Source organism: Paenibacillus sp. 2003 (genome assembly GCF_031455635.1).
Taxonomy (GTDB): Bacteria; Bacillota; Bacilli; order Paenibacillales; family Paenibacillaceae; genus Paenibacillus; species Paenibacillus amylolyticus_B.
The window spans coordinates 42,421-68,848 of record NZ_JAVDTB010000006.1; the positions used below are offsets into that span (position 1 = coordinate 42,421).

The 26,428-nt window shown below is 46.9% G+C and carries 23 protein-coding genes; 9 read left to right on the top strand and 14 right to left on the bottom strand.

What is annotated here, in order from left to right:
* Nucleotides 1–49: 49 nt before the first annotated feature.
* Together J2X75_RS21920 and J2X75_RS21925 are read right to left on the bottom strand one after the other, a co-directional pair.
* Nucleotides 50–886, bottom strand: coding sequence for a carbohydrate ABC transporter permease (locus tag J2X75_RS21920; RefSeq protein ID WP_047840283.1), 837 nt, complete (start codon nt 884–886; stop codon nt 50–52).
* Entirely contained in the window at nt 886–1,767 is an 882-nt protein-coding gene (locus J2X75_RS21925; RefSeq protein WP_036607341.1) for a carbohydrate ABC transporter permease, read from the bottom strand. The genes J2X75_RS21920 and J2X75_RS21925 overlap by 1 nt, the downstream gene beginning before the upstream one ends.
* A 143-nt stretch (nt 1,768–1,910) precedes the next feature.
* Between J2X75_RS21925 and J2X75_RS21930 the strand changes: the two genes are divergently transcribed.
* Both J2X75_RS21930 and J2X75_RS21935 read left to right on the top strand, forming a co-directional pair.
* Nucleotides 1,911–3,740, top strand: coding sequence for a cache domain-containing sensor histidine kinase (locus J2X75_RS21930; RefSeq protein ID WP_310340029.1), 1,830 nt, complete (start codon nt 1,911–1,913; stop codon nt 3,738–3,740).
* Between the two features lie 5 nt (nt 3,741–3,745).
* Nucleotides 3,746–5,374, top strand: coding sequence for a response regulator transcription factor (locus J2X75_RS21935; RefSeq protein WP_310340031.1), 1,629 nt, complete (start codon nt 3,746–3,748; stop codon nt 5,372–5,374).
* Between the two features lie 206 nt (nt 5,375–5,580).
* On the opposite strand, the gene J2X75_RS21940 is transcribed toward J2X75_RS21935, so the two are convergent.
* Nucleotides 5,581–6,546 carry an arsenic resistance protein gene (locus J2X75_RS21940; protein WP_310340033.1) on the bottom strand — a complete coding sequence of 322 codons (966 nt, stop codon included), beginning with the start codon at nt 6,544–6,546 and terminating at the stop codon, nt 5,581–5,583.
* Nucleotides 6,547–6,771: 225 nt separating this feature from the next.
* On the opposite strand from J2X75_RS21940, the gene J2X75_RS21945 reads away from it, so the two are divergent.
* Nucleotides 6,772–7,530: a tryptophan-rich sensory protein gene (locus J2X75_RS21945; protein ID WP_192135469.1), complete on the top strand. Its 759-nt coding sequence runs from the start codon at nt 6,772–6,774 to the stop codon at nt 7,528–7,530.
* Nucleotides 7,531–7,631: 101 nt separating this feature from the next.
* Here J2X75_RS21945 and J2X75_RS21950 read toward each other — a convergent pair whose 3' ends face one another.
* From J2X75_RS21950 to J2X75_RS21965, 4 genes are all read right to left on the bottom strand, one after another.
* Nucleotides 7,632–8,006: a RidA family protein gene (locus tag J2X75_RS21950; protein WP_310340037.1), complete on the bottom strand. Its 375-nt coding sequence runs from the start codon at nt 8,004–8,006 to the stop codon at nt 7,632–7,634.
* Between the two features lie 148 nt (nt 8,007–8,154).
* Entirely contained in the window at nt 8,155–8,811 is a 657-nt protein-coding gene (locus tag J2X75_RS21955; RefSeq protein WP_397384145.1) for an oxidoreductase, read from the bottom strand.
* Between the two features lie 74 nt (nt 8,812–8,885).
* Complete coding sequence (locus tag J2X75_RS21960; protein WP_310340040.1) at nt 8,886–10,043, bottom strand: MFS transporter; 1,158 nt, start codon at nt 10,041–10,043, stop codon at nt 8,886–8,888.
* Between the two features lie 208 nt (nt 10,044–10,251).
* Entirely contained in the window at nt 10,252–11,667 is a 1,416-nt protein-coding gene (locus J2X75_RS21965) for a sensor histidine kinase (protein WP_310340042.1), read from the bottom strand.
* A gap of 240 nt (nt 11,668–11,907) precedes the next feature.
* Here J2X75_RS21965 and J2X75_RS21970 point away from each other — a divergent pair, with 240 nt between their 5' ends.
* Complete coding sequence (locus J2X75_RS21970) at nt 11,908–12,561, top strand: phosphatase PAP2 family protein (protein WP_310340044.1); 654 nt, start codon at nt 11,908–11,910, stop codon at nt 12,559–12,561.
* 4 nt (nt 12,562–12,565) lie between these two features.
* On the opposite strand, the gene J2X75_RS21975 is transcribed toward J2X75_RS21970, so the two are convergent.
* The 6 genes from J2X75_RS21975 to J2X75_RS22000 form a co-directional block, all read right to left on the bottom strand.
* Nucleotides 12,566–14,077, bottom strand: coding sequence for an HD domain-containing phosphohydrolase (locus tag J2X75_RS21975; protein WP_091038281.1), 1,512 nt, complete (start codon nt 14,075–14,077; stop codon nt 12,566–12,568).
* A 191-nt stretch (nt 14,078–14,268) separates the two neighbouring features.
* On the bottom strand, nt 14,269–15,252 hold the full coding sequence (locus J2X75_RS21980) for an anti-sigma factor (RefSeq protein ID WP_310340048.1): 984 nt from the start codon (nt 15,250–15,252) through the stop codon (nt 14,269–14,271).
* Entirely contained in the window at nt 15,249–15,845 is a 597-nt protein-coding gene (locus J2X75_RS21985; RefSeq protein WP_307540185.1) for an RNA polymerase sigma factor, read from the bottom strand. Before J2X75_RS21985 ends, J2X75_RS21980 begins: the two co-directional genes overlap by 4 nt.
* Before the next feature lie 1,118 nt (nt 15,846–16,963).
* A complete protein-coding gene (locus J2X75_RS21990) occupies nt 16,964–17,275 on the bottom strand; it encodes a hypothetical protein (protein ID WP_017690878.1) in 312 nt (103 codons plus the stop codon).
* 262 nt (nt 17,276–17,537) lie between these two features.
* On the bottom strand, nt 17,538–17,645 hold the full coding sequence (locus J2X75_RS21995) for a sporulation protein YjcZ (RefSeq protein WP_190945226.1): 108 nt from the start codon (nt 17,643–17,645) through the stop codon (nt 17,538–17,540).
* A gap of 44 nt (nt 17,646–17,689) precedes the next feature.
* The gene (locus J2X75_RS22000) at nt 17,690–17,794 is read right to left on the bottom strand and encodes a hypothetical protein (RefSeq protein WP_017690880.1); all 105 of its coding nucleotides are present in this window, start codon (nt 17,792–17,794) and stop codon (nt 17,690–17,692) included.
* Nucleotides 17,795–18,236: 442 nt separating this feature from the next.
* Between J2X75_RS22000 and J2X75_RS22005 the strand changes: the two genes are divergently transcribed.
* The gene (locus tag J2X75_RS22005; protein WP_310340053.1) at nt 18,237–19,361 is read left to right on the top strand and encodes a PsbP-related protein; all 1,125 of its coding nucleotides are present in this window, start codon (nt 18,237–18,239) and stop codon (nt 19,359–19,361) included.
* 95 nt (nt 19,362–19,456) lie between these two features.
* Here J2X75_RS22005 and J2X75_RS22010 read toward each other — a convergent pair whose 3' ends face one another.
* Complete coding sequence (locus J2X75_RS22010; RefSeq protein ID WP_124117863.1) at nt 19,457–19,783, bottom strand: MTH1187 family thiamine-binding protein; 327 nt, start codon at nt 19,781–19,783, stop codon at nt 19,457–19,459.
* A gap of 774 nt (nt 19,784–20,557) precedes the next feature.
* Here J2X75_RS22010 and J2X75_RS22015 point away from each other — a divergent pair.
* The 4 genes from J2X75_RS22015 to J2X75_RS22030 all read left to right on the top strand — a co-directional run bounded on the left by J2X75_RS22015 (nt 20,558) and on the right by J2X75_RS22030 (nt 26,324).
* On the top strand, nt 20,558–22,891 hold the full coding sequence (locus J2X75_RS22015; protein WP_124117865.1) for a ribonucleoside-diphosphate reductase subunit alpha: 2,334 nt from the start codon (nt 20,558–20,560) through the stop codon (nt 22,889–22,891).
* A 192-nt stretch (nt 22,892–23,083) separates the two neighbouring features.
* Nucleotides 23,084–24,115 (top strand): ribonucleotide-diphosphate reductase subunit beta, encoded by a 1,032-nt coding sequence (locus tag J2X75_RS22020; RefSeq protein WP_062837278.1) that lies wholly within the window; start codon nt 23,084–23,086, stop codon nt 24,113–24,115.
* A 178-nt stretch (nt 24,116–24,293) separates the two neighbouring features.
* Entirely contained in the window at nt 24,294–25,268 is a 975-nt protein-coding gene (locus J2X75_RS22025) for an SMI1/KNR4 family protein (protein WP_310340057.1), read from the top strand.
* 21 nt (nt 25,269–25,289) lie between these two features.
* Nucleotides 25,290–26,324 carry a phosphotransferase family protein gene (locus J2X75_RS22030; protein ID WP_310340059.1) on the top strand — a complete coding sequence of 345 codons (1,035 nt, stop codon included), beginning with the start codon at nt 25,290–25,292 and terminating at the stop codon, nt 26,322–26,324.
* The last annotated feature ends 104 nt before the right edge of the window (nt 26,325–26,428 follow it).

Below are 26,428 nucleotides of genomic sequence, written 5' to 3' on the forward strand. Positions count from 1 at the left end.
CAGCGACCGAAAGCGCAACTTGATCCCGCCAGCGACCCTTCCCTCGCACTCACCCTTTAACTGATCCAGCCGTAATCCCCTGAATGATATACTTCTGCATCAGCAGGAAGAAGATAATGATCGGCATGATGCCGAGCACAAGTGCTGGCAAGGCCAGATCCCATTGCTTCGTATATTGTCCGAAGAGTGCAAAGGTCGCAATCGGGATCGTACGCAGGTTGGAGCTTTGCAGGATCAGGGATGGAAGCAGATAATCATTCCAAATCCAGAGTGTGTTCAGAATGATGACGGTTACATACATAGGTTTCATGAGTGGAAATACGATCCGGAAGAACACCCCGTAGGCAGAGCTTCCATCCACACGAGCCGCTTCCTCAATCTCCAGCGGGACGGATTTTACGAATCCGTGGAACAGGAAGACAGACATCGGTGCCCCGAAACCGAGATAACAGATAATGAGGCCGCCAAGGCTGTCGATCAATCCCAGATTACTGGTTACAGTAACGAGTGGAATCATGATAGACTGGAACGGAATCACCATGGCGGCAATGAACATGCCGAACAAAATACGGTTGAACCGGGTATCGCTGCGAACCATTCGGTACGCGGCCATGGAACTGATCAGCACAAGCAACAGATTGCTGACCACGGTAACGATAAGCGAGTTCATCAGCGCGGATGGGAAGTTAATTTTCTCCCAGGCGTTCGCATAGTTGCCCCACTGAAATACTTCCGGCCATGCAGCCGAATTGGTGAGCAGGTCACCGAAGGTTTTGACCGAATTCACAAACAGGAAGTAAAACGGAACCAGAAATAAAAGTCCAAGGAGTACCATGACAATCTCGGTTACAATGGTACTGAAGCGGTAATTTTTCGTCGTCTCCATTAGGCTTCTACCTCCTTGCTCTTCGTCAGACGTACCTGAATCATGGTGATGATGGCAACGATTACGAAGAACACGAGTGCTTTGGCGGTTCCGATGCCATATCTGTTATTCACAAAGGCTTCATTGTAAATATTAAGTGCAACCGACTCTGTCGATCCGAACGGTCCACCTTTGGTTAGCGACAGATTGAGATCGAACATTTTGAACGACCAGGAGATCGCCAGGAACAGACAGATCGTTACACCCGGCATAATGAGCGGAAGAATGATGCTCCGCAGTACCTGCCAGCGACTTGCGCCATCAATCTCGGCAGCTTCCAGCAGATCAGGGGATACATTTGTCAGAGATGAGATGTAGATGACCATCAGATATCCTGCGGTCTGCCATACAAACACAATCACGATTCCCCAGAAGGCGGTTGGTTCGTCTCCCAACCAAGGAAGGTTGAAGAAGGACCAGCCGGTTACATCGCCTACTGCTGAAAACCCTTTCACAAATATGAACTGCCAGATAAAGCCGAGCAACAACCCACCGATCACGTTCGGCATAAAAAAGATCGTACGCAGAATGTTTCTCGTCTTAAGCGGTTTGGTCAGGAAATACGCTAGGAAAAAGCCGATCACATTGGTCAATACTACACCAACCACGGTGAAGCGCACCGTAAACCAAAACGCCGTTTGGAACTTGGGATCATTCGCAAAAACATGCACGAAGTTGTCAAACCCTACCCAATTAATGTTCTCGGATACCCCGTTCCAATCCGTGAAGGAATACACCATGCCAAGCAGGAAAGGGACCACGATGATGAGAATAAAAAACACGATGGAGGGACCCACGAACACAAGCTGCTGTAACAGCTGTGAAGATTTGCGATGCTTCATATCGTTCTCCCCTTCTATAGATGGATGAAATTGGTCTCTTTTTCTATTAAACCCCATTATCGCCGAGGGAAACACCGACCCGTGTGAACAGTTGGGGGTAAAATATTGTCCTCTCTTAACCTGCAACCAGAAGGGGTGTTCCGATGTCCAAATACTACAGTATACGCACCAAATTGATTGCCTTTATGCTCATTGCTACCACACTTCCACTGCTCGCATCGATCAGCATGACGTTTATCCAGACCAAGACAGCCCTGCGGGAACAGGCTGTTGAAGAGAACAAACGCCTGATCTACCAAGCGTCCACCAATCTCAACAACTATGTGGATAACGTGGCCAGAGCGTCACTCGCTGTGTATAACGACCCGAACTTTCTGCGTAACTTGGCAAAAATTCCTGGTGATTATCGTGCGGTTGCCGAGGTGTACACCACTTTGCAGACGATACGCGCGGCTGTGCCGGATGTATTCCAGCTGTATTTGCACTCTTTTGCCGCCAATCAATCCACCTTAATTACGAACCCCTTTCCGAAGCGGGAGGAACGCAAACAGGCCTATTCCGGCTCGCTTCATGGAAAAACAGGCGGTGACAGCCCGGATATCTGGATGGAATCGGCCCATATGAGTCACACGTACGGATTCAAGGCTGCCTCCCCCGATGACCCTGCCAGAACGGTCATTACCCTGCATCGGGTGATCAAGGATATTCCGTCCACCGAGCGTCTGGGTGTACTCGCCATTGATCTGAATATGAATACCATTGCAGCAATCTGTGGCAGGCTGTATGATCCGGCTAAGGAACAGATCTATGTTGTGGATGGTCAGAATCAGATCATCTACCAAGGTCGTTCCGAGGTCAATCATACGGATGCACTACGAGAGGAAACGGCTAGTGAACTGAATATCGCGCGATCTAGCGCAGGAACAGCCCAGAATGTCGCAGGGCATTTTGAACAGGATCGTTCCATGTATGTATATCAGCAACTTGGCAGCACGTACGCTGACTGGACCATCGTCAAACAGATCCCGAATGAGACGTTATATGCCAGAGCAACCACACTCACGTGGAATAACGCAATGATTGCCATTGCAGCACTTGTATTAGTCATTATTGCAACCTTGTTTATCTCCATCCGAATCACAGGTCCGCTCAAGCAACTCATGCGGTATATGAACCAAATTCAAGCCGGGCGTCTGCATGTGGATATCCATCTATCCAGCCGAGATGAATTCGGGGTGCTCGCTCGTCATTTCCGGGATATGATGGATACGGTAAATAATCTTATTTTGCGGGAATATCGACTCGAGATCGCCAATAAGACCAATCAGCTCAAAGCGTTGCAAGCGCAGATTCATCCGCATTTTCTATATAACACACTGCAATCGATCGGTACACTTGCCCTTCAACAGCAGGGACAACGGGCGTATATACTACTCTCTAGCCTGTCCAAAATGCTGCGCTACAGCATGCGGGATCAGACCTGCGTGACCTTACGCGAAGAGGCGGAGCATGCCCGATTATATCTGGAACTGCAGCAGGAGCGGTTTGGTGACCGCCTTGAGGTGGATTTGGATTTTGCCGAAGATACCCTGTCTGTCGAAATGCCAAGAATGACGTTACAACCTTTAATTGAGAACTATTTCAAACATGGAGCGGATATTCAGCCTGGCAAAGGTCACATATCCCTATCCAGCCGCCGGATCAATGATCATTGGATTGAAATAGAACTGAATAATAACGGCCCCTCCATACCTGAAGATAAATTACTGGAGATCCGCGGATGGCTACATCAAAGTCATACAACAACCGGGTTATCCACACAAGAATCCGACGAGTCTGAATCCATCGGTCTACGAAATGTAATACGCCGACTTCAATTGAACTCACATCCCGGTCACTCAGCCAGGCTTGAGATCAACAATCGGGAACCCAATGGTGTGAAGATTACGGTTATACTATACGCGGGAGAGTGAACAACATGAAGGCACTGCTTGTAGATGATGAAAAACATGTCCGCGATGCCATAAGGTTGCTTGGTCATTGGGAAGAGTTTGGCATTGATACATTACTTGAAGCAGCAGACGGGGATGAAGCCATCGCCGCCATCACGGCACATCAACCTCAAATCATACTCAGTGACATGCGTATGCCGGGCAAGGACGGTATGGCATTGCTTGAATGGATATCAGCTCATGTCCCACACAGCAAAGTGCTGGTTATCAGCGGATATGACGATTTTGAACTCGTGAGGCATGCAATTAGGCATGGTGGTATGGACTACCTCCTGAAACCCGTGGAAGCAGATGAGCTGAATGCATCTCTATTAAAGGCCGTTACAGCTTGGGAAGAGGAAGACGCCATTCGGATACAATCCACTAGGCAATCCATTGTTGTTAATCGAATGCGCCCTCACTACCAGGATCGTCTGCTCACCGAACTTGCCGTCGGAAGAGGCAGCAGCCCATCACACATGCAGCGATTGCAGGATGAATTAAATCTCCCCTGTCTAATCCCTGTCTGTAGTGTCGCTGTCACCAGCCTGTCCCATCTGGATGCAGATTGTCTGGCAAAATACCGTAGTCAACCCGACCTGCTTGTGTTCTCGGTACTCAATATCTGTGCCGAGATGTTATCCACACCAGACGAAGGCGTAATGTTTCGCCAGTTGGATCAACCGGACGAGATTGTTCTGCTGCATTGGGGTCCATCCACTTCATTGGAACATATTCTGGACAAGGTCAATCATGGATTGGAGCAGACGATTCAGCGCCGGCTTCATTTTGGCATCTCCACCTGTGAGTCCTACCCTGGCGGAATCTCAGCGGCCTATCTGGAAGCAAGTTCAAGGTTGTGGCGACGCAATGCTGTGCAAATTAAACAGCGAATCCATGCCTCAGTGGAATCATCAAATGGGAATAAAATCAGGCGTTTAACCGCCCATGAAGAACCCCTGCGTATGGCAGCCATGAGTTGCCGGGCTTCCAGTGTATCTGCTGCGGTCGCCGAGTGGCTTGACCCGATTACTGATCTCGAGGTTGTCAGTGCTGAGCAGATCCAGCAATGGATCGAGGAGCTGGAATGGATGCTGAGCCGCTGGCTTGATGTTACGGCAGGTTCGTCATTCAAAGAGGAAGAAGTGACGGAGGAACAGTCTATTCCCTTTGCCGAGTTACCTTTGGACGCTGAAGGACTGTTATCCTTCCCCCTGCTTCGTTCATTATTGGAACAACGACTGCTTGCCGCAGGAAAGGCGCTCACCGCTCATCACCAAGCCAATCCTGATCCCATGAGTGAGATTGCACGTTATATGGACGCCCATTATCAGGAGGACCTATCCTTACAGCAGATTGCCGCGCGTTTCTATCTGAGCCGGGAGTATATTTCACGCAAATTCAAACAGCAATTTGGTCTGAACTGGTCGGAATATCTGGGCAAACTGCGGATCAACAACGCCAAGCTGTTACTCCAAAACCCTTCCCTGCGAGTCGCCAAAATCTCGGAGATGGTTGGATTCCAGGACGAAAAGTATTTCAGCAAAGTGTTCAAAAAAATGGAGGGCATCACACCAGCGGAATATCGTAAAACATTATTGGAGGCCGGTACTTAAAGAGTACCTGTTCAGAATTTATTTGAATTAAAAAGAGTACTCCCCGGCATGGCCTATCGGGAGTACTCTTTTTAATTTTAATTTTACAAAGAATAGCATAGATCAAGACGAATTTTGGGCTCGTTTCTTTCTCAGATAGGATACGATGACGAACGGTACAAGTATAATATCCAGGTAGAACATGATCTTCCGATAAGTAAGAACGCTCACCGATCTCGTAAAATTACCGCAGGTACAAGTCGAATGTAGATTAGCTCCCCTGCAAGCTCCACCATCGTCTGTGTAACAATAACAGCCGCAGCTATGGTTGCCCATTCTGGCGGGAGTGCCAGCGCAAGTGGCAGAACGACCAGCGAATTCCGTGTGGCTGAACTGAAAATCAACGCTCGTCCTGCGCCAGGATTCAATCCAAACCAAGTAGCAATAAGCCGAGATATCCAAGGCATAATGATTAGAAAAGCAACATAGATCGGGATCACGTTAACGATGATCACCATATCATTGTAGACTTTGTTAATCTGGGAAGCGACAACCACGATCAGCGCGAGTGCCATCATCGGAACCGGGAGCCATGCCGTTGCATTCATGACCCGCTCCCCGCTCACTTTACCTCTTGAGAGAACCTGTGTAACGACAGCAAGCAACAGTGGAATAACGATCAGGAACAGAAAAGCCTCCACAAACGGCCCTACCTGCATGATCTGTGCCACCTCGGTACCCATCAATAGCCATAAATAAAACGGTAACAGGATCATTTGTATAACAAATAAAAGAGGTGTTGCGGCGAGCATCAGTTTTTCATTGCCCCTGCCGAGTTGTGTGAACACAATGACGTAATCAATACAGGGTGTTAACAGTACCAGATAGACTCCGATCAGAACGCCTGGTGATTGCGGAAAGACAAGTGTAAGCAACCATACAACTACAGGTACTACGATAAAATTAGCCACCAGTAGCGCCCCTATAAATCGAAGGTTGGACCAAGATTCTTTTAACTGTAGAAAGGGAATCTGTACAAACATGCTGTATAACAGAACGGCAAGAACCGGGGACACGGTGTAGTGTAAGGCATTTCCCCATACCGGATTACTCAGCCCTATCGCTGCTCCTAAAAACAATGCAACTACATAGAACCAGGTTTGCTGTTGCTCCATCGTTTCTCTTGTGAGCATTCTCTTCCTCCTCTTCTAGTGGGACATCATGGGCATGGACATATTTCTGCTTCGTTTCGCGTACATTGGGACAGAGTACCGTTCCAACGTAGCGGCAGAGCACAAGAATCTGCAAGATCAACTTGTGAATTTTTTGCGGCTGTTATTAGAATGTGCAAGAACTGGGTATATTCATTGTAGACTGACCCGTGGTTCATTCATTCGTTAAACCAAGGAGGAAACACAATGTCACGTAACAATCCGTACAAGTGGTTAAACGCCATTGGTTTTATCGCTGTAATTATCGTGAACTACCTCTCCAACGCTCTGCCGATCGGAGGCAAGACCAATAAAGAAGTATCGGATATGTATCCTGTGCTACTCACACCTTCTGGCTATGCCTTCGCTATATGGGGTCTGATCTACTTGCTGCTTGCAGGCTTTGTGATCTATCAGTTCGTGCCTGCTTCGTGGAAAAGGGACTCCATCACCCGTCTCGGGTATTGGTTCCTGGCAAGCTGTGCCTTTAACGTAGCCTGGATTTTTGCTTTTCAAAACTTGCAGACCGGTCTCGCTTTACTGATTATTGTACTGCTTCTGTTGTGCCTGATCATGCTGTATGTAAAAACACGTACCATTACTGTGCCGACCACTGCTGAGATCTGGCTTGTGAAGCTGCCATTCAGCATCTATCTGGGATGGGTTAGCGTGGCAACGATCGTCAATACAGCTGTATTGTTATATAAAATCGGCTGGGATGGTTTTGGTCTCAGCGAACCGACCTGGACGATCATTATGCTGATTGTGGGTATGGTGCTGGCTGTACTCGTTAGTTTCCGTTATCGGGACAGTGTATATCCACTGGTATTCACATGGGCTTATATCGCCATTGCACTTAAACAAAAGGATGTCACTTCCGTATATTATACGGCAATCATCATTGCGATCGTACTGGCAATCTACGCGATTTGGCTGTTCTTCGCCCGTAATCAGGATCGCGATTGAGCGACTTCCATCCTAACGCAAAAACATAAAGCAAAAAGCCGATTCTGGTCATTTGACCTGAAATCGGCTTTTTATGTTTAACGCAGCGAATGAAGGTTGTCCTATTTCAGGGCAATAACTTCAATCTCCACCAGTGCATCTTTTGGCAAACGAGCAACTTCCACAGCACTGCGTGCAGGATACGGCTGTTGGAAGAACGTGCTATACACTTCATTCACAGGAACGAAGTCGTTCATGTCTTTCAGGAACACCGTCGTTTTCACGATTTTATCCATACTTGTACCTGCTGCTTCAAGGATAGCCTTCACATTGCTCAAAGACAGACGTGTCTGCTCTTGTACATCTGCACCGAATTCTCCCGTTTGAGGATTCAGGCCAAGCTGTCCGGAAGTGTAGATGAAATCGCCTGCATCAACGGCTTGACTGTATGGACCAATGGCGCCTGGCGCCTGATCGGTAGAGATTGGTTTTTTCATGGACGAGTTCTCCTTCATGTTCGTTATCCTGCTGCCGCATGGAGTCAGGGTTCGAACTCATTTTTGTTGCCTATTATAACACGATCTGCCTCAAGCGAGAAACGCTCCTCACTAGCCACATGAAGTAAACAGCTCGTTCAAAGGTTTCTTAGCCCCCGTCCACACCAAGGACATGAATGACTTCATTCGAATACACATGGTTTCCCTTGGCTTGCACCAGCGCAATATTTGTCATGGCCTGTGCAATGGTTGCGGCGTGGACCGCCCGGTATTTGTCCGCTCTGCCTTTCATCCAGCGATCCAGAAACTTCATGGCATGGGCAGCCATCTGCTCACCTAACCGCTTCTCGTTTCGATCTCCCAGAATTAAGGAAGGGCGGAAGATATGCAATGACGGAAAACCGATATCGGACAATGCATCCTCCATTTCCCCTTTGGTCCGACTGTAAAAGACCCGGGAACCTGCACTCGCTCCCATGGAGGAGATCACCAGCATCTGTGATACACCATGTTGCTTCGCAATAGTAGCTGCAAGAACCGGGTAATGATAATCTACCTGACGGAAATTGTCCTGACTGCCTGCTTTTTTGATCGTTGTACCCAAACAACAGTACAGGTCATCGATTCCGTCGAATAAGTGGTTGTTTCTCGCCAGCTGTTCCCAGTCCACCACATGTTGTTCCAGTTTGGGATGTTGCAGCTCAAGCGGACGTCTAACCAGAACGCGAACCAAGCTGTATGCTGAGTGCTCCAGCAGATGATGAACCAGTAATTCGCCTACAAGCCCCGTGGCTCCAATCACCATGGCTTTCCGTTCGAGACGATTCAATTACATCCCTCCACTTCGCCATCGTTTTATTAAGTTATGCGATATCTTTTCTATTTTAACAGTACACGACGTCCAAGGGTAAATGTAAGAATCAGCATCACGACACCAACCCCCACCTGAAATCCATAGGCTGAGATCCAGGCGAGCGCATCGGACCAGGTTTCCATTTTTTCATACAACCAGCCACCCAACAACGGCCCAAGAAACGAAGTTACTCCGGTCAGAGCCGAATACACCGCGACAAACATCGGTCTTTCACTTTTGGGTGTGTCTCCAATGGTAAAGTTAAATGCCAGCTGGTTGAATCCACCTACACCGATCCCAAGGAAGATATGAGATAGAAATAGTGCGATCAATACGGGCATGAACGACATTAAACCCCACGACAAACAGGAGAGTGCAATGACTGGCAATGTCCAAAATAGGAGGGTTTTGTTGCTGAATCTGGCATTCAGATTGCCCCAGACATAGAAACCAGCCATCATAACCAGTGTCTGGACTACCGTGATCAGGGATACAGTCTGATAATTAATGTTCAATAGATCCAACATAACATAGGAATAGAGCGGAACAATCAAGGTCTGGATCAATAACCAGACAGCCAGGAACAGCGTTGCTTTCAAGAAAGAACGATCCTGGAACGGCTTGATGAACATGCGCCAGAAAGCCTTTTCGGTAGAACGTTCAAAGGGAACGTCCGGATAGAAAAAATAGATGACTGTATTGGCAATGGCACAGATCCACACCGGAATAAACAGGATTAGAAAGCCCATTTCTCCGGGGTAACGGTCCAAAACAATACCGCCTGCGAATAAGCATACGCTTCCAAGAGCATTCAGAATCGTATTTCGAATTCCAAAATAACGCCCTCTCACCTTGGCAGGTACGATATCGCCAATTAGTGAAGTCCAGATCATACCGCCGATGGTATTTGATATAAAGGCAACCGTATACACGCCAATATATACACTTACCCACCACTCTTTGGGGAATATAAACGGAATCAGTCCCGTTGCACTCCACAAGATACGATGTGTGCCCACGAATAGAAGCAGCATGCGTTTACGGCTGCGAATACGCTGCATCCAGTAAGCTGCTCCGATCTGGGCAATGTTCACGAACGTGGTAATCGCGAGCACAAAGCCGATATGTCTCGACCCGGCCCCAAGGTACAGCAGAAATCCGGTTAAAAACGGGCCTCCCAGCAAGGTCTGTAAAATAATTGCCGGTACACCCTCCCATGTTGCAATCGATAAATTCGTGCGTTGTGTCGAACCCTTGCGCCGTGGTTTGCTTGCTAACGGGGGAGGGTTAACGTTGACCGTCTTCTGTATGGGGATACACTCCTTAGACCGGGTCTCAAAAGCCGGTCGATGCTAGTTGTCATCCCAAATTCTACTCACGGCGCGAAGGTTGTCAACTGATTTTTTCACGGTCCAACGGGAGATAGAGATGGAAGGTGCTTCCTTTACCTTCAGTGCTCTCAAGTTCAATCGATCCCCCCAGTAATCTCGCTAAATCCCGACTGATCGACAGGCCAAGTCCGGTACCGCCAAATTTTCGACTAATCGACCCGTCAGCCTGCTGAAATGCTTCGAATATGGAATGATGTTTGTCCTCCGAAATGCCAATGCCTGTGTCCTGAACGGAGAAAATAAGCCATCGATTCTGAATACCTGTATTCTTAATCTGCTTGGTGCTTACGGTCAGCGTGACCTTCCCTCGGTGAGTGAATTTGATGGCATTGGACATCAGATTCCGCAAAATCTGTTGAACCCGCTGGGGATCAGACCATAGCGTCTCGGGCAGTCCCTGTTTTTTGTCCAGAACCAACTGAATTCCTTTTTTCTCGGCAACGAGCTGAAAGTGGCTCATGGCATCTTCTGTAAGTTGTGCGACACTGATATCCTCCAGTACAATATCCAGCCGCCCCGCTTCTACTTTGGAAAGATCCAGAATATCGTTAATGAGCGTGAGCAGTTCCTGCCCGGAGTGGTCGATCATATTGGCAAAACGTACAATATCCTCCTGATCCATCGTGTCGGCATTCTCGCTGATCATCTGGGCAAAGTTAATGACACTGTTCAGTGGTGTACGCAGTTCATGGGACATATTGGCGAGAAATTCCGATTTGTACTGTGAGGCAATCATCAATTGTTTCGCACGATCCTCCAGTACAATCTGGGCTTTCTGTAACTCTTCCTTTTGCACAGACAATAGCCGGTTTGTACTCTGGATCAGCAAAATTCGATTCTGTTCATTCTGAAAATCACGTAAAATAAATGCAAAAATAAGGCTCAGCAAAATGCCTGTAGGAAGTGTATAAGGCATAATATGTGAAAAGAAGTATGTAGCCGGGATCACACCAACGATAGCAATGTTTACACTATTGACCACATTGACGATAACTGTAACAAGGATTCCTTTAATAATCAGCCTGTAGTTGCTGCGTCTCATCCATATATTCAGACCCGCACATATGACGCCCAAAATAGACATGTTAAGTACTGCCGCCAATGTAGCATCCGTGATGCCAAAAGTCAGCCTCGTCAGCCCAATTCCAATACCCACGATGATTACGCTATAGGGTTGTCTATACGTTAGAACGGCAACAATTAAAGTAACATAACGAAGATCAAAGACCACTTCATCGGTGAGTTGGAACCCAAAAACCGTACTGATCCAACCTGCAAATATAAGGACAAGCACTGAACTGATCTGCTTCACTCGAGAAGAGGTACGTATTACGACATATTTATAGAACACACTAGCAAGATATGCAATGGTAATAAGCATCCCCATATTCAATACGAACATTTTCGAAAATTGCATTCACTCACTCCTGTTGTACCGACTTTACTGGCTAAAGTGCCTTCGTCCGTATGTGTCTCTATCATATCATGCCCATTGAAACTTCGGCATTCCTTCTTCGTCAAAAAAATACACAAAAATACACAAATCAGGATTCAATTTGTGCGCTGGTCGTAGTAGAATATATTGTTGTTTAAATTTGAATTAGTTATTTGCTGGGCTCATGCTCCTAGGGAGCATGAATGAAAGGAGAAAGATGTTGTGCAATTGTTAAAAAGCAAATCCTATTGGCTGTCATTGAGTTTGATGCTGTCTTTGGCCGTCATGGGGCTGTTCTATGATATTCTTAACAGTCCGGAACGCGGGTTCGTAGTACTTGATTCGCCGCTCGACCGGATCATTCCCTACGTGCCTGGCATGTCCATTCCATATTTGGGCTGGTACCCGTTTGTATTCGGTGTGCTCGCTTACCTGTGTGCCAAGGATCGCCTGACGTATTACCGTGTCTTGTTATCCATGAATATCTGTGTCTGGATATGTTATCTGATCTACTTCAACTTTCAGACCATGGTACCGCGCCCGGAACTGACGGGTACAGGCCTGGGAGCATCTGTTCTCGGATGGCTCTATAGCCAGGATCGCCCTTATAATTGTTTTCCAAGTATTCATTCTCTTCACTCTTATCTGGTTATGCGTGCCGTTCTCTCGGTTCCAAGCATCCGCAAACCCGTCAAGATTCTGGTGGCCGCCGGGGCAGCAACCATTATCGTATCCACGCTAATGATCAAACAACATGTGATCTATGACGCCTTGGGTGCAGTCATACTCGGCGAATGCGTTCTCACCATCATAACAGGCCTCGCTCTACACCGGAGACGCAGAAAAGAATCGAAGTGGACAGAGGGGATCAACTGATCCCTCACTTCGATGGTTTCTGAAGATGCTGTTGTCGTCTCCATTCATCAATAAACAAACCTGCAAAATAGGGGTCCCATTGGGTCCCTTTTCCTTCTTCCAAAATCGTTAGCGCTTTCTCGTGACTCATCCCATTCCGATATGGTCGATCAGACGTCATGGCATCAAAGGCATCCGCTACCGCAATGATGCGGCCAAAAAGGGGAATATCATCACCAGCCATCCCATCCGGGTATCCTTTGCCATCATATCTCTCATGGTGAGATCGTACACCTGGCAGAAAGTCGGCCATGGCATCAATAGGCTCTATTTGCAACAAAATACTCTCTCCCTGCACGGGATGTGTACGAATAATCGCAAATTCTTCATCGCTTAGTTTTCCATCCTTCAGCAGTACCTCATCAGGTATGCCGATTTTCCCGATATCATGAAGCAGGGCTGATTTGTACAATAAATCCGCCTGTTCCTCATTCATTCCGCTTAACTTGCCAATCATCAGCGAATACTCTGCCACACGCATGGAATGTCCTGCCGTGTACTTATCTCGGGCGTCTAAAGCAGCAGCCAGTGTAGAAAAATAACTTTGTAATAACTGTCGATTGCGTTCCTGTCTCATCTCCAGCCGGTTAATCATCATATTAAAGCCGGAGATCAGTGCCGAAAACTCATCCGCATATAGATCCGGAGCTCGTCTGCCAAGATCTCCCCCCTGAATTCGGTTCATCTCATGTGTCAGTTCAGCAACTGGATCACGAACATCACGAATCAACAGCCAGCTTCCCACCAGCGCAAACCCCGCGCCCAGAACAACGATGAGAATTCCCCACAGTATGTACTCTTTCGCAAATTCACTGTCCATATACTGAAGTCTGATATATGTAGCCAGGAAAAATAGAAAAAGAGGAAATAAGCCAATCAGTGCCGTACTTAGCTGAAATTTACGCTGGATCGATACCAGGATGCGCCCTCCCAGTGAAGGTTCCATCCCGTATTGGACTTTGCCTCGATGTCGAATCTCAAGTAACAAGGGTCTAATCGCCCGCACCGTTAGGTAATACTCAATCAGCGCATGCATGATGGCAATCAGAAAGGCACACGCAGCGGCCACGACAATATACAAGTAAGGGAATTCAAGCCACCCTGTGGATATCATCCATATTGTTAATCCGGCTGCCGGAAGTGAGAAGCCAAGCATGTGCGGACCCATGATCCGATATATGGTCTGTCCCGGGAAACGGTGAATTTTCTCATACATGTGGTTTAATTCGTCTCTCTCATGATGCTCGGAAGTGAAAAATTGTCTTATGGGGCCAAGCTGCACCCACAGCGTAATTAATTCAGCAACCAGCATGAACAAGAGTGAAATCAGTACAATGAAGATGAGTCGAACAAATTGAATATTGGGTATTTGCAGAGTAGATACCATAACTACTGTACCGACAACAAAAACAGCTGCCAGTGAACCGATCAGATAATTGCGTATCAGGCGAAAGATAAATGAACGGTATGCTTCCAACTGAACCCCTCACTCTCTATGTGCAACCAGTTCTCCCTTGAGACACAGGGAGATTAAGGGTATTGCCTTCTATTTGTTTATCGGTTGCTTCGACTAAAAAAATTAATAAAATCCAATGGGTGGGCACCAGAACTGGAGAACACAAAAAGGCTGCTCCACGACGGAGCAGCCTTTGGTGATATGTCCTATATTTATCCTTTAATCTTGGCAGCCAGAATCATCGTACCGCGCGGCTCATCTCCCATTGCATCCGGTTCAAGCGTGATGGCAACCGTATCATAGTCGTTGGCCGAATCCAATGTGTAGTATACCGCTCCCGTTCCGTCGCGACTAAGGAAAGTACCCGCATTCTGAGGGGTATCTCCTTTGATCAACCAGACCTGAAAGGCCTCGTTGCCCTCCAGGTTCGGCAGGTTCTCAGCCTGCACAACCAGGTGAGTGCCTTTGCTGTCAATAACGATGGTTGCGAGACCCTGAGCTACAATGTCCTGCGTTGCAGGATTCAGCTTCACTGCCTCGCCAGTCTGCATGCCCTGTGCAGGTTCCAGAGTTGATGCCAGCTGCTCCTGCAGCTGCGCATTCTGCGCCTGTGCCTGCACCAGCTGCTCTTGCGTAGCCGACGAGCCCGCCGCTTGCTGCGTCAGCGAGTCGATCTTGCTCTGCAGCTGCGCCGTGTACACGCCCAGCAACAGTGCCGCGGCCGCAAGGCCAGCACTGGCTATGCGCCAGGCGCTGCTGCTGCGCGCACGCGCGCGTGCTTGTGGCTGCCATGGCTGTGCCTGGGCAGCCTCTTCCACCCGGGCCGCAGGCACCGCCGTTGCCGGCGGCAAGCCTGGCCCGGGCTGCGCCGCACGTTCGTGCTGCGGCGCAAGATCCTCCTGAAGCACCACGGGTGCTTCAGGCTCTGCAGGAGCAGCCGCTGGCTTCGCCTCGGCGCTCTCCTGCTCATATCCGAGCACGTTGCCCAGCACACGTGCTCGCATGCCTGGCGGCGGTGCTACAGGTTCCGCCGCAAGTGGCAGGAAGCCAGTCACTTCCTGCAATTCCCTTACCTCCTGGCGGCAAGGTTCGCAAGTTGCCATATGCGCTTCAAACGCCGCCACTTCCTCTGCTTCCAGTCCGCCCAGCACATACATCGGTGCCAGATCAGACCACTCCTCATGTCGTTCTATCATGGATGTATGCCCTCCTTTCCCGCGTCCGGATGCAATTCAGCATCGGCCAGCAACTTTTGGAGCTGTCGCATGGCAAGCCTGACACGGCTCTTTACTGTACCCAGCGGAATCCCGAATCGGCTGGATACTTCCTGCTGGGTTAATCCCGCATAATAAATCGATTCTATAACTTGTTGCTGATCACCGTTCAATTGGGACAACGCCTCTTTAATCCGGGTACCTTCCCATTTACGCTGCACTTCTTCTTCCGTGTTTGTATCTTCATCGGCATAGGCCGCCAGTGTCTCGTGTTCAACTGAAGTAGTCGCTGCCCCTTTTGATTTCCGCCTCAGCATGTCCACTGCAATGTTACGCGTAATCGCAAACATCCATGTGGTCAGCTTCCCCTGTGAGGCATCGTAACGTTCAGCATTATTCCAGACCCGCATAAAAAGTTCCTGAACGGTCTCTTCTGCCGTCATGGGATCACCAACGATCCGGTATGCAAAAGAATACACCGCTCGCTCATAACGGTCATATAAAAGCTCCAGTGCGGAGGCATCACGTTCCGCGATCTGCCGCATTAACCTGCTGTCCTCCATCGATTCAGTCATGCGAGGGCCCCTTTCTGTTTCTTCCCTCTTATTATAACCTACGCAGAATCTTTTGAAGAGGATTACCCCTGTGAAGAAATAGTCTGAAAAATTTTCTGTATCTTTTCAAACTAACCTTTCACTTTTTAACATAAAAATAGTCCGAATACATGTTGCTCTGGTCGCGCTTTCCTTTTTATTGCAGAAAATTACAACCTGTGGTATACTATAAAAGTTGTATTAACAACCTCATATGATTTCTGTCTTCTTTAAACCCCGGAATATTTTCTTCATGCTGCGACCGCAGCGAATTTTTAAGCACAACTAACCTATGAAGATTGAAGAACCTGAATCACAATAACCCGGTAGTACAGAGTTTCACAAGATGTTCCCATTCACACTGGCGCGGTCATCGGAGCCGCAAGGACAAAAGAGAGGTAGGGCTTTTGTTGTTTTGGATATCACTTATTCTTGAGAAGATTGAAAACATACACAAAGCACCCGGAATTGGGTTCCGGGTGTTTATCCATGTCTACATACACATTTCAGCATCATCCACAGACTATCGGACACCGTTCCTTCATTGAGAAAAGTCTTCCTTTCACTTATCAGACTAGCCAGATATATTCGGCTCTGCTTTTAAAACTTTTCCATTCTCCCACTGACTGCACTCCTAGATACTTAATTCCTTACTCCCTTACTTCTCCAATTCTGCAAATAACCCCAGATTTTAAAGTAAATGTTTACGTTCACCAGACGCTAACGAATCCTGCACACCTTTTATTGAGGATTTCTGTGCTATGTAAAATCTAACGAATCTCAGCCACGTTAATCCATGTCACTTCATGAATATAGGCTCCAAACATGCCCAGATTGAGGAAATAAGGTGTCTACGATTCGTTAAACTTGTGAAATGGCAAAAATGCATGGAATAGCGTCTGTGGAATTCGTTAAAGAAAGTAATGCCAACGCTCCTTCACTTCTAATAAAAAAAGGACACCGCAGGATGAAATCCTACGCTGTCCCTTTCTGAATCATAGGTACGTTTTGCCCCAACATGGAACTCAAACTCGGAGTTTATTTAGAGCACCTATCATAACGATCCACGATCAGCAAAGTCTCCTTGCACTCACAATTACTTAGATAAACATCGTTTTGGAGATGATGACCAGCAAGATGAACAGTACGAGGATCGTACCCATGGAACCCCAGCTTCCGCCGCCATGACCATAGGATACTCCACAACCCTGTTGATAACCGTGCATCATTGGAGCCTGATTGGCATGGTGTCCGTATCCATAGCCATATCCCATTGGCATTGTTCCACAACCATATCCATACCCATGCATTTCATGACCTGTGTATTGGTATCCTTGCATATGCTCATAACCTCCCATATGTCCGTATACGTGTCCCTGTCCGTTCGGTGAATTCGGTTTTACTTCGCTCATTGTTCATTCCTCCTTAACATTTGCCTACACCCCTAAGCTATGTATTCAGCCTACCTCTGGACCGGGCTATCGCCCTCATTTTGACAAAATGGGCGTTTAGCCATTAGGTACCTTCCCCATTTCCAAACATACGCCGTCATTCCATTACTTGAATTCCACCAATTCTTCCGTTCAACCACACGCTATCTTATCTTCCTGGCTCTCCACCATGCTTGTCCTCTAGAAAAAAAACCCCACCGGTTGCCCGGCAGAGCTCGTCATATTATACCCAGAAAGATTTAGTGATGATTACGAGAAGAATGAACAGAACCAGGATTGCTCCAGTCGATGTCCAGCCGCCGTATCCTGCGCCTTCAACTACGTTGCCCATGTAGAACCCTCCTTTACCAATTATATTAGGGTCCAAACGGTTTATTAGATCAGGAACGCTTTAGAGATGATGACCAACAAGATAAAGAGAACCAAAATCGCGCCAGTCGATGTCCATGCGCCGCCGTATCCACCTACTACTCCACTCATGTAAACCCCTCCTTTGATTTGAGGTACAGTTCACTATATGCACCAATCACACATGGGACCGGGCTCAGGTCGAAAATGGGCTGTTTTTTTCCACATGACTATTCGTTAATTGCACCTACATAAAGGGTTAGTTCTTAAGTCTGAAAGTTATGTTCAAATACATATAAGTCATACTTAAATCTCACGGTTATATCCATCAAATGTATGTACTATCGTTCAAAATGGATACCAATACCGTATATTATTAGCTTCTAACTTGTTAAATACAGATAAATTACCTTTTTAGTAATTATGAATACTGAAATCTTTATTTATGTTATTATTTTACTAATAAAGTAGAAAGGAGTTTCTATGCCCACCACCTAAACTAGATTACAAACGAAATGATGACCTTAGAAAAAATCCCAACCGATGGGAAGCACATTAGGAGAAATTAGACATAATGAAGAAACTTATTACGATTTTGGCATTAGCCACATTGCTTAGTGCTTGTGGTAATTCAGAAACAAACACAATAGCCGATAGCAAAATTTCGGAACCAACCAAGGCAACTGAAACTGTCTCAACAGAAGCAAAAGCTACGAAATACACTACATATAGTGGAGAAGGATTTTCTTTTGCATATCCCGAATCCTGGAAAAGCGTAGATACAAGTCAAATGAATGTTCCATCCATTAAAGCTGCTTTTTCAGACCAATCTTCATCAGCCACATTTGCAGATAATATTAATCTGACGATTGAGGCCAGCTCAACCGGTTCAATCAATCCTGAAGAATACGCTAATAATATAGTTGATTATTACACACAAAACGGTTCAAGCATCGGCATTTCCGATTATACAAAAACCAGCTACACGAACAAGCCTTATAAAGAATATAGCGCTGGTGTCTTGGAAGGAGCCTATAAACACACCTCGGGTACAGATGTTGTCCTTGTCCAATATCTGATTCCGACCAATACAGAGCTCTATACCATGACGTTAACCTACGCCAAGGATACTTATAATCAGGATGAGATCAAAGATATCCTTGATTCCCTGAGCATTACTGCTCCTCTGGAGCAAGCAGCAACAACTGCAACGACTGGAAATACATCTGCCACAGCATCAGCTGCGGATTTCTTTAATGAGTTAACTCCCTACATTACAGTAGACACAGCCTTTATGGAGCAGGCATCTTATGATTTCTTTGGTAAACATAACGATGTATTCCCGGCCATTACGGCAGAACTAACCAAAAAGGTACAGGGGCTCGTTGACTCCAATGTAACGACCCGTCATCTGAATAAAAATGTAGCCAACTATTACAATACTTTCGTACAAGTTAACGGGGAAGTCATTTCCGTTGAAGAAGATAGCTCTCTCGGAGCAACTTTCTCTGTCGTTCATGTCATGGATGAGAACGGAAACGATATTATAGCGTTATACCCTGCAACGACCGGAGATTTGCTTGATGGTGATTATGCCACTGTTATCGGTGCTCCAATTACCAACTTCTCTTTTGAAAATGTTGGCGGTGGTTACACCAACGCCACTTTGATTGGAGCCTCATTGGTAGTTGCAGATTAATGAAAATGTTAAATGAGTATACAAAAAGGCCAGCTCTTTAAAAGACTGGTCTTTTTGACATTCGATTTAGGGATGTAGAGTATTTACATTAGGAATTAATTGGGCCTTGCCTGAAGTGACGTCAGTTTATCCTGAACCGATTGTAACTTCTGTATACTTGAGGCATCCGGTTTATCACGACGGTCGTCAATTTTGACGGATGTGGAAACACGCTGAGCTCCTGACAAAAACGGCGCTTCATGCAGAGCCGCAATTGCTGTAAAGATCTCGTTAAGCGGTCCCTCAATAATGGTGCTCATGGAAGTTAACTGAAATGTAATGCCCCGTTGATGTTCCAATACCTTTTGCATGTCCGCCACATAACTGCTTAGACTCGTTGTACCCGTTCCGATTGGAATTACAGTCACTTCTGCTATTGCCATTTTGCTCCGCCTCCTCTGGGCCCCGTGAACAACCGCTGCCGCTGATTTTAGTCCATTTTTGACTATTTTTATTCTACCAGTTGAATACATTACAATTCAAACTGACGTGAAGACGTCATTCAAATTGTTCAAAAATTTTTTTTGATAAATCTTCAAATCTTCCAGTCCTTTTCCTTTGCGGATTCCCGGGTTAAATGGTATACTCGGAATTACGTTTTACTGGTTCTGCCCACTTTACAAACACAATATGTTGGGTTACAGTATGTTGACAGCTACAAAATGTAGTAACACTGGATTTCTCCGCTTCTAATAGTCACCTTCTGCAATCTCGCGAAAAACAGGATGAAATCACCTCCAAAGGCACGTCCCTGTAGGTGTAAATCGCTTTCTCGAAACAGAGTTGACACGGAGGTTAACGGGGCTGTTTGGACTGCATCCGGTATCCTCAAACTACAGGCACATCTGCATATAGACAAAAGCTTACATAAGCACTCTTTTCTGTCGATATCCTGAACCTCTAAGACAGTAAGGAAGCCAGAACATCCATGGGCATTTTCAGCCGCGAGGCGGGAGAATGCTTTTTATATGAGCATGTTCTGCATTGTGCTGCTTTGTGCACCTCAAGTTGAGCGATTTAAGACATGAACTTGTCACCGCCGTTTCAGTCCGCAAAACGTAACCTATTTCTTTTTCTCACCGTAAGAAGACACTCAATTCTTTATATAAAGAATTTCTCCAATTTATCTCTTAAACATGCGAAAGCGAGGAATATTCATGCCACAAGTTGTGACCAAGCCGAACAACCGCCAGCTTGCCTTTGATGATATGCGCATCTCGGTATATGCCGACCGTATTCTGGAAGGACTGGACATGCTCGACAAGGAACGTCTGGTACGCGGGGTAAACAGCAAGCTCCGCCGTGATGAAGTTACCGGAGACGAAATCAGCAACGCTTTTATGATGAGCGCACTGGAACTGGTAACCAAAGAGGAGCCTAACTGGAAATTTGCAGCGGCACGCTCCCTGCTCACTTCCCTGTACAAAAAAGCGGCTACCAACCGCAGATACAAGTCTTATCCGGACGAGCCTTATGGCGCATTCCACCCGCTTCTTGTAGATCTCGTGAAAAAAGGCATCTACCGTGAAGAATTGCTGGAATGTTACACCAAAGAACAGATCGACGAACTTGCTGAATGCATTGACTACCGCAACGATCTGCTCTTCGATTACATCGGCTTGCTCACACTGGCAGAACGTTACCTCGCTCACGATTTTGACGGAAAAGTAATGGAGTTGCCTCAAGAGCGTTACATGGTTATCGCGATGTACCTGATGCATCAGGAGCCTGCTGAGAAACGTATGGATCTCGTTAAGGAAGCTTACTGGGCGATGAGCAACATGTATATGACAGCAGCTACACCTACGATGTCCAATGCCGGTAAAAAAGTAGCTGGACAGCTCTCAAGCTGCTTCATTGATACCGTGGACGACTCACTTGAAGGTATCTTCGATTCCAATACAGATGTAGCACGTCTGAGCAAAATGGGCGGTGGCATCGGCGTTTACCTCGGTAAAGTAAGAGCACGCGGATCGGATATCCGTGGACACAAAAACACAAGTTCCGGTGTAATCCCTTGGATTCGCCAACTGAACAATACAGCGGTCAGCGTAGACCAGCTTGGTACACGTAAAGGTGCCATTGCCGTATATCTGGATGTCTTCCACAAAGACATTCTGGCGTTCCTCGATCTGAAGCTGAACAACGGTGACGAGCGGATGCGTGCTCATGACGTATTCCACGGAATCTGTCTGCCTGACTTGTTCATGGAGCGGGTATCCAGCCGTGGCGAATGGAGCTTGTTCTGCCCGCACGAAACTAAGAAAGTGATGGGTTGGAAAGACGAGAACGGTCGTCCACTCGGACTGGAAGATTTCTATGATGAGTCCTTTGGTGCAGGTGCGTTCCGTGAGAAATACGAAGAAGCGGTCAACCACCCGCTATTGTCCCGTATCACCGTTCAGGCGATTGATATTATGAAACGTGTGATGAAGTCCCAGCTCGAAACAGGCACACCTTACATGTTCTACCGGGATACCGTTAACCGTGCGAACCCGAACCGTGCACATGGTATGGTCTACTCTTCCAACCTTTGTACCGAGATCATGCAGAACCAATCTGCCACTGTAGTAGAAAAGGAAGAACTCGTAACCAAGGATGGACAAACTCGTATCGTGATTTCCAAAGTGCCTGGCGACTTTGTTGTCTGCAACCTGAACTCTATTCACTTGGCACGTGCCGTGCCACACAATGTACTGGAGCGTCTGGTACCGATTCAGGTACGTATGTTGGACAATGTTATCGACATTAACAACATCGAAGTGCTGCAAGCCCAATACACCAACAGCCAATATCGTGCAGTCGGTCTGGGAACATTTGGACTTCACCATCTGCTTGCCCTCGAAGGCATTCGCTGGGAGTCTGATGAAGCGGTAACGTATAACGATAATCTGTACGAAAAAATTAACTACCTGCTTGTGAAAGCCAGCATGGAGCTGTCCAAAGAAAAAGGACATTATCCGAAATTCAAAGGTTCCGATTGGGAAAGTGGTCACTACTTCGACCAACGCGAGTACACGTCAGGTGAGCGCGTAGGCGAGTTCGTAACAACCGAACAGTGGAAAGAACTGCAAGCTGAAGTACGACAAAACGGTGTACGTAATGCCTGGATGTTCGCCATTGCACCAAACGGTTCCACGTCCATCATTGCCGGCTCTACGGCCAGCATTGACCCGCTCTATGAGCTGTTGTCTTATGAAGAGAAAACAACATACAAGATTGCCAATCCGGCACCTGATCTGTCCGAAAAAACGATCTGGTATTACAAAACGGCATTCATGGTCGATCAACATGCTTCCATCAATATGGCTGCTGCCCGTCAGCGCCACGTCGATCAAGGACAGAGCTTCAACCTGTATGTTCGTCCGGATATCAAAGCAACGGAATTCCTGGAACTGCACTTGCACGCTTGGAGAGCCGGCATGAAATCGACGTATTACGTTCGTAGCCGGGCATTAACCATTGAAGAATGCGATTCTTGCGCAAGCTAAGTTTTATCCATGATAGAGAAGATTAACTAGATTCATGATGACCACCAGGGCATCCTGTTTTGATTGCAAAATGGCGTTGCCCTGGTTCTTTTTTGCCTAAAACACGATCACAGCATCGCAAGATGTTGATATAGATGATTTCCCAAAGTTCTGTCGGCAGAACATTATGAAATTTCAAGGAGTGAACGGACTATGCAAGTACAGAAAATTTTCAACACCGAAGCCCCTAACCAATCAACCCGTATTATTGAAGGTGAATGCTCCGGTATCCTGAACTGGAATGACATTCGCATGCCTCATATGTACAAATTGTACAAAGTACTGCTGCTCAACCACTGGATCGCAGACGAAATTCCAATGTCCAAAGATGCTTCCCAATTTGCTCAACTGGACGAGGAAGAGCAACGTACATTTAAAATCAACATCTCCCTGCTCGCGGTACTTGATTCCATGCAGACGATGTTTGTGGGTGACGTAAAACGTTACTTTACCGATTCTTCCCTCGAAGCGATCTCGGCCATTATCGGACAACAGGAAGTTGTTCATAACCAATCGTATTCCTACGTCCTGTCTTCCATCGTATCCGATCGGGAGCAAAAGGAAATTTTCGAATACTGGAAACATGATCCGGTACTGCTCGACCGCAACCGTTTCATTGCTGATATCTATCAGAACTTCCGGGACGAGCCGTCTCCACAGACGTTCTTCCAGGCTATGGTAGCCGATCTGGTACTCGAAGGTATCTTCTTCTATAGTACGTTTGCCTTCTTCTACAACCTGGCCCGTGACCAGAAAATGATGGCAACCAGCCAGATGATCTCGTATATCCAGCGGGATGAAAACCAACACTGTTACTTCTTCGCTGAAGTGTACAAACAGTTGCTGGTAGACTTCCCTGAACTGAACACACCTGAGAACATGGACTATGTATACAAAACAATCCATCGTGCTGTTGAGCTTGAAACCAACTGGGCACATTACACACTCAGTAACGTGCGTGGTATTGACCTGAACGAGTTGGAAGATTATATCAAGTACATCGCCAACAAACGTCTGCGTCTGATGGGTATGGAAAAAGCATATGAAGGTGTAGATGTAAACTGCATGCCTTGGATCAAACCATTCTCCGATGAAGCATTGAATGCAACCAAAACAGACTTCTTCGAAGCTAAATCCCGTAACTACGGTAAAGTTGGCGACGATAATGGATTTGACGATTTGTAAAATCTTCTGATCGAGTATCTACTATTTGAGTATATCCGGTATAAATAAACACAAATTAAAGCACTCCCTTTGATAGAATGCCTTCATGGCTATCTGCAAGCGGGAGTGTTTTTTTACCTCTGAACCTTGTAAAATAGTTGGAAGAGATTCTCATCCCCTACTGAAATGAGGCCTAATCATGGAAAAAGAACTGCTGGAACAAATCAACTTGTGGCATGAGCAGGACCAATTCAGTCTCATTATTGAACGTATTGAACGAATCCCCGTCTCAAAGCGGGATTATGATCTGATTGGTCAACTCGCAAGAGCCTATAACAATGACGCACGCTATCGCGAAGCCATCCAACATTTGTTGTCTGTCAAGGAGCAAGGGGTAAACGATCCACTCTGGCAATATCGCTTGGGGTACGCCTACTGTTATATCGCCAACTATGAACAAGCACTTTTGGCTTTTGAGAGAGCGGACGAACTCATGCCGCACGATGAATCTACCTTGGAATTCCTTCGTCAGATTCGTCCCGAAGCGGACAAGATGCGTCGAGATCGCCGGCGTCATGAAGAGGAGCTTGCCGCATTCGAGCAGAGTGGGGCACAGAACCATCTAAGAGCTGCTTCAGGGACTTATGATCCTGCGACATTCTGGAAGCAGAGTGATTATGCACGGGACAACCATGTATCGGCTCCCTTTGACGAAGCAGAAATTGTGTCGATTGAGCAAGAACTGGGTTACAAGTTGCCCGCTTCCTATATTCATCTGATGAATACGCAGAACGGCGGTATCCCTGCGCTCACTGTATTTCCAACCAAAGAAGCGACTTCCTGGGCTGAGGATCACATTGCCATTTCAAGCATTATGGGAATTGGACACGATAAAATATACGCACTCGCTGGTGAGCTGGGAAGTCGGTTCATGATCGAGGATTGGGGATACCCCGACCTGGGGATTGTGATCTGTGATTGTCCATCCGCTGGTCATGATGTCGTTATGCTGGATTATCGCTTCTGCGGCCCTGAAGGTGAACCCTGTGTAGTTCATGTAGATCAGGAAAATGATTATGAGATTACATATCTTGCGCCAAATTTTGAAGCTTTCATCCGTGGATTGGTCGATGAGGATACGTATGACCTGTCTGACGAAGAGAATGAGGACTAAAACCCAGGAGGGTCCGGCCATATGACAACCCGTATATATTTTGGTTCCAATCAACTTGGCGAAGTGGCCGCAGTTCCATTGCAGGATGCACTGAATGAGCTTGACCTGGGAACCCTTGAAGATTATCGACGAACAGACAAAGGTGTTATGGGTCAGACACTGCTCATTCGCTCTTCCCGTGGAGAGTATATTCTGAAAGGCAATCCTTTATATGCAGGACAGTTACAGGAAGAAAAGTTCTTTGTAGAACAACTGGCAAAACATACGTCCATTCCTGTCCCTGATCCATATTTATTACAGGAAGATACCCATCTGCTAGGCTGGAGTTATGCCATAATGCCGCGCCTGCCCGGGAATCACCTGTATGATCCAGCATTCCAGGCTTCGTTGTCACAACAAGATCAGGAAGAGATTGCCTGTATGTTTGCCCATACTTTGGCTGAACTGCACCGCTGGAAGGTGCCTGATGCTGGGGAATATGACCCTGTAGCGCAGCAGATTGTTTCCTTTGCAGGCGATTATCTGGACTGGTTATACGGAACCATTCGTCACTGGTTACATGATGCTGAACAGTACTCGGTGATTACGGATGAAGATGTTCAGTGGGTGGACGAGCAATTCAAGAATGCTGAACCGGCATTTCGGTCCAAAGCTGTTCCGTGTTTTGTCATGGGAGACTTCAAGGTCGAGAATATTCTGATTCAAAATTCGAATGACCGTTCTCCAGGGTGGCAGATTAGTGGTCTGTTCGATTTTACAACCGCCTATTTCGGAGACGGCACGGCCGACCTAACCAAAATATCCACCAGGTATGTTCGTGAGGGTCAACCAGAACTGGCCGCACAGTTCCTTCGCTGCTACCGGGATCTGGTCTGTGCAGCAGACGAGGAGAAATGCCAACACTTCCGCACACGTCTCCGCATGCATCTGCTCTATCAACGTATCTTGTGGTGGGGGGAAGCCAAAGCGACAGGACAAGTGACGTGGGCAGCCGACCTGCCTTTTGCACAGTGGGCGCAGCAGTCCATCGATTCGATTGTCGCATTGTTAGATTAGTAGAATGTATCGTTCCATATATGCCGCCCAACATGCGGGCGCACGCATAAAACCGCCAGAGATCATCCTTGATCTTTGGCGGTTTTCCTCATTTCACTATATAT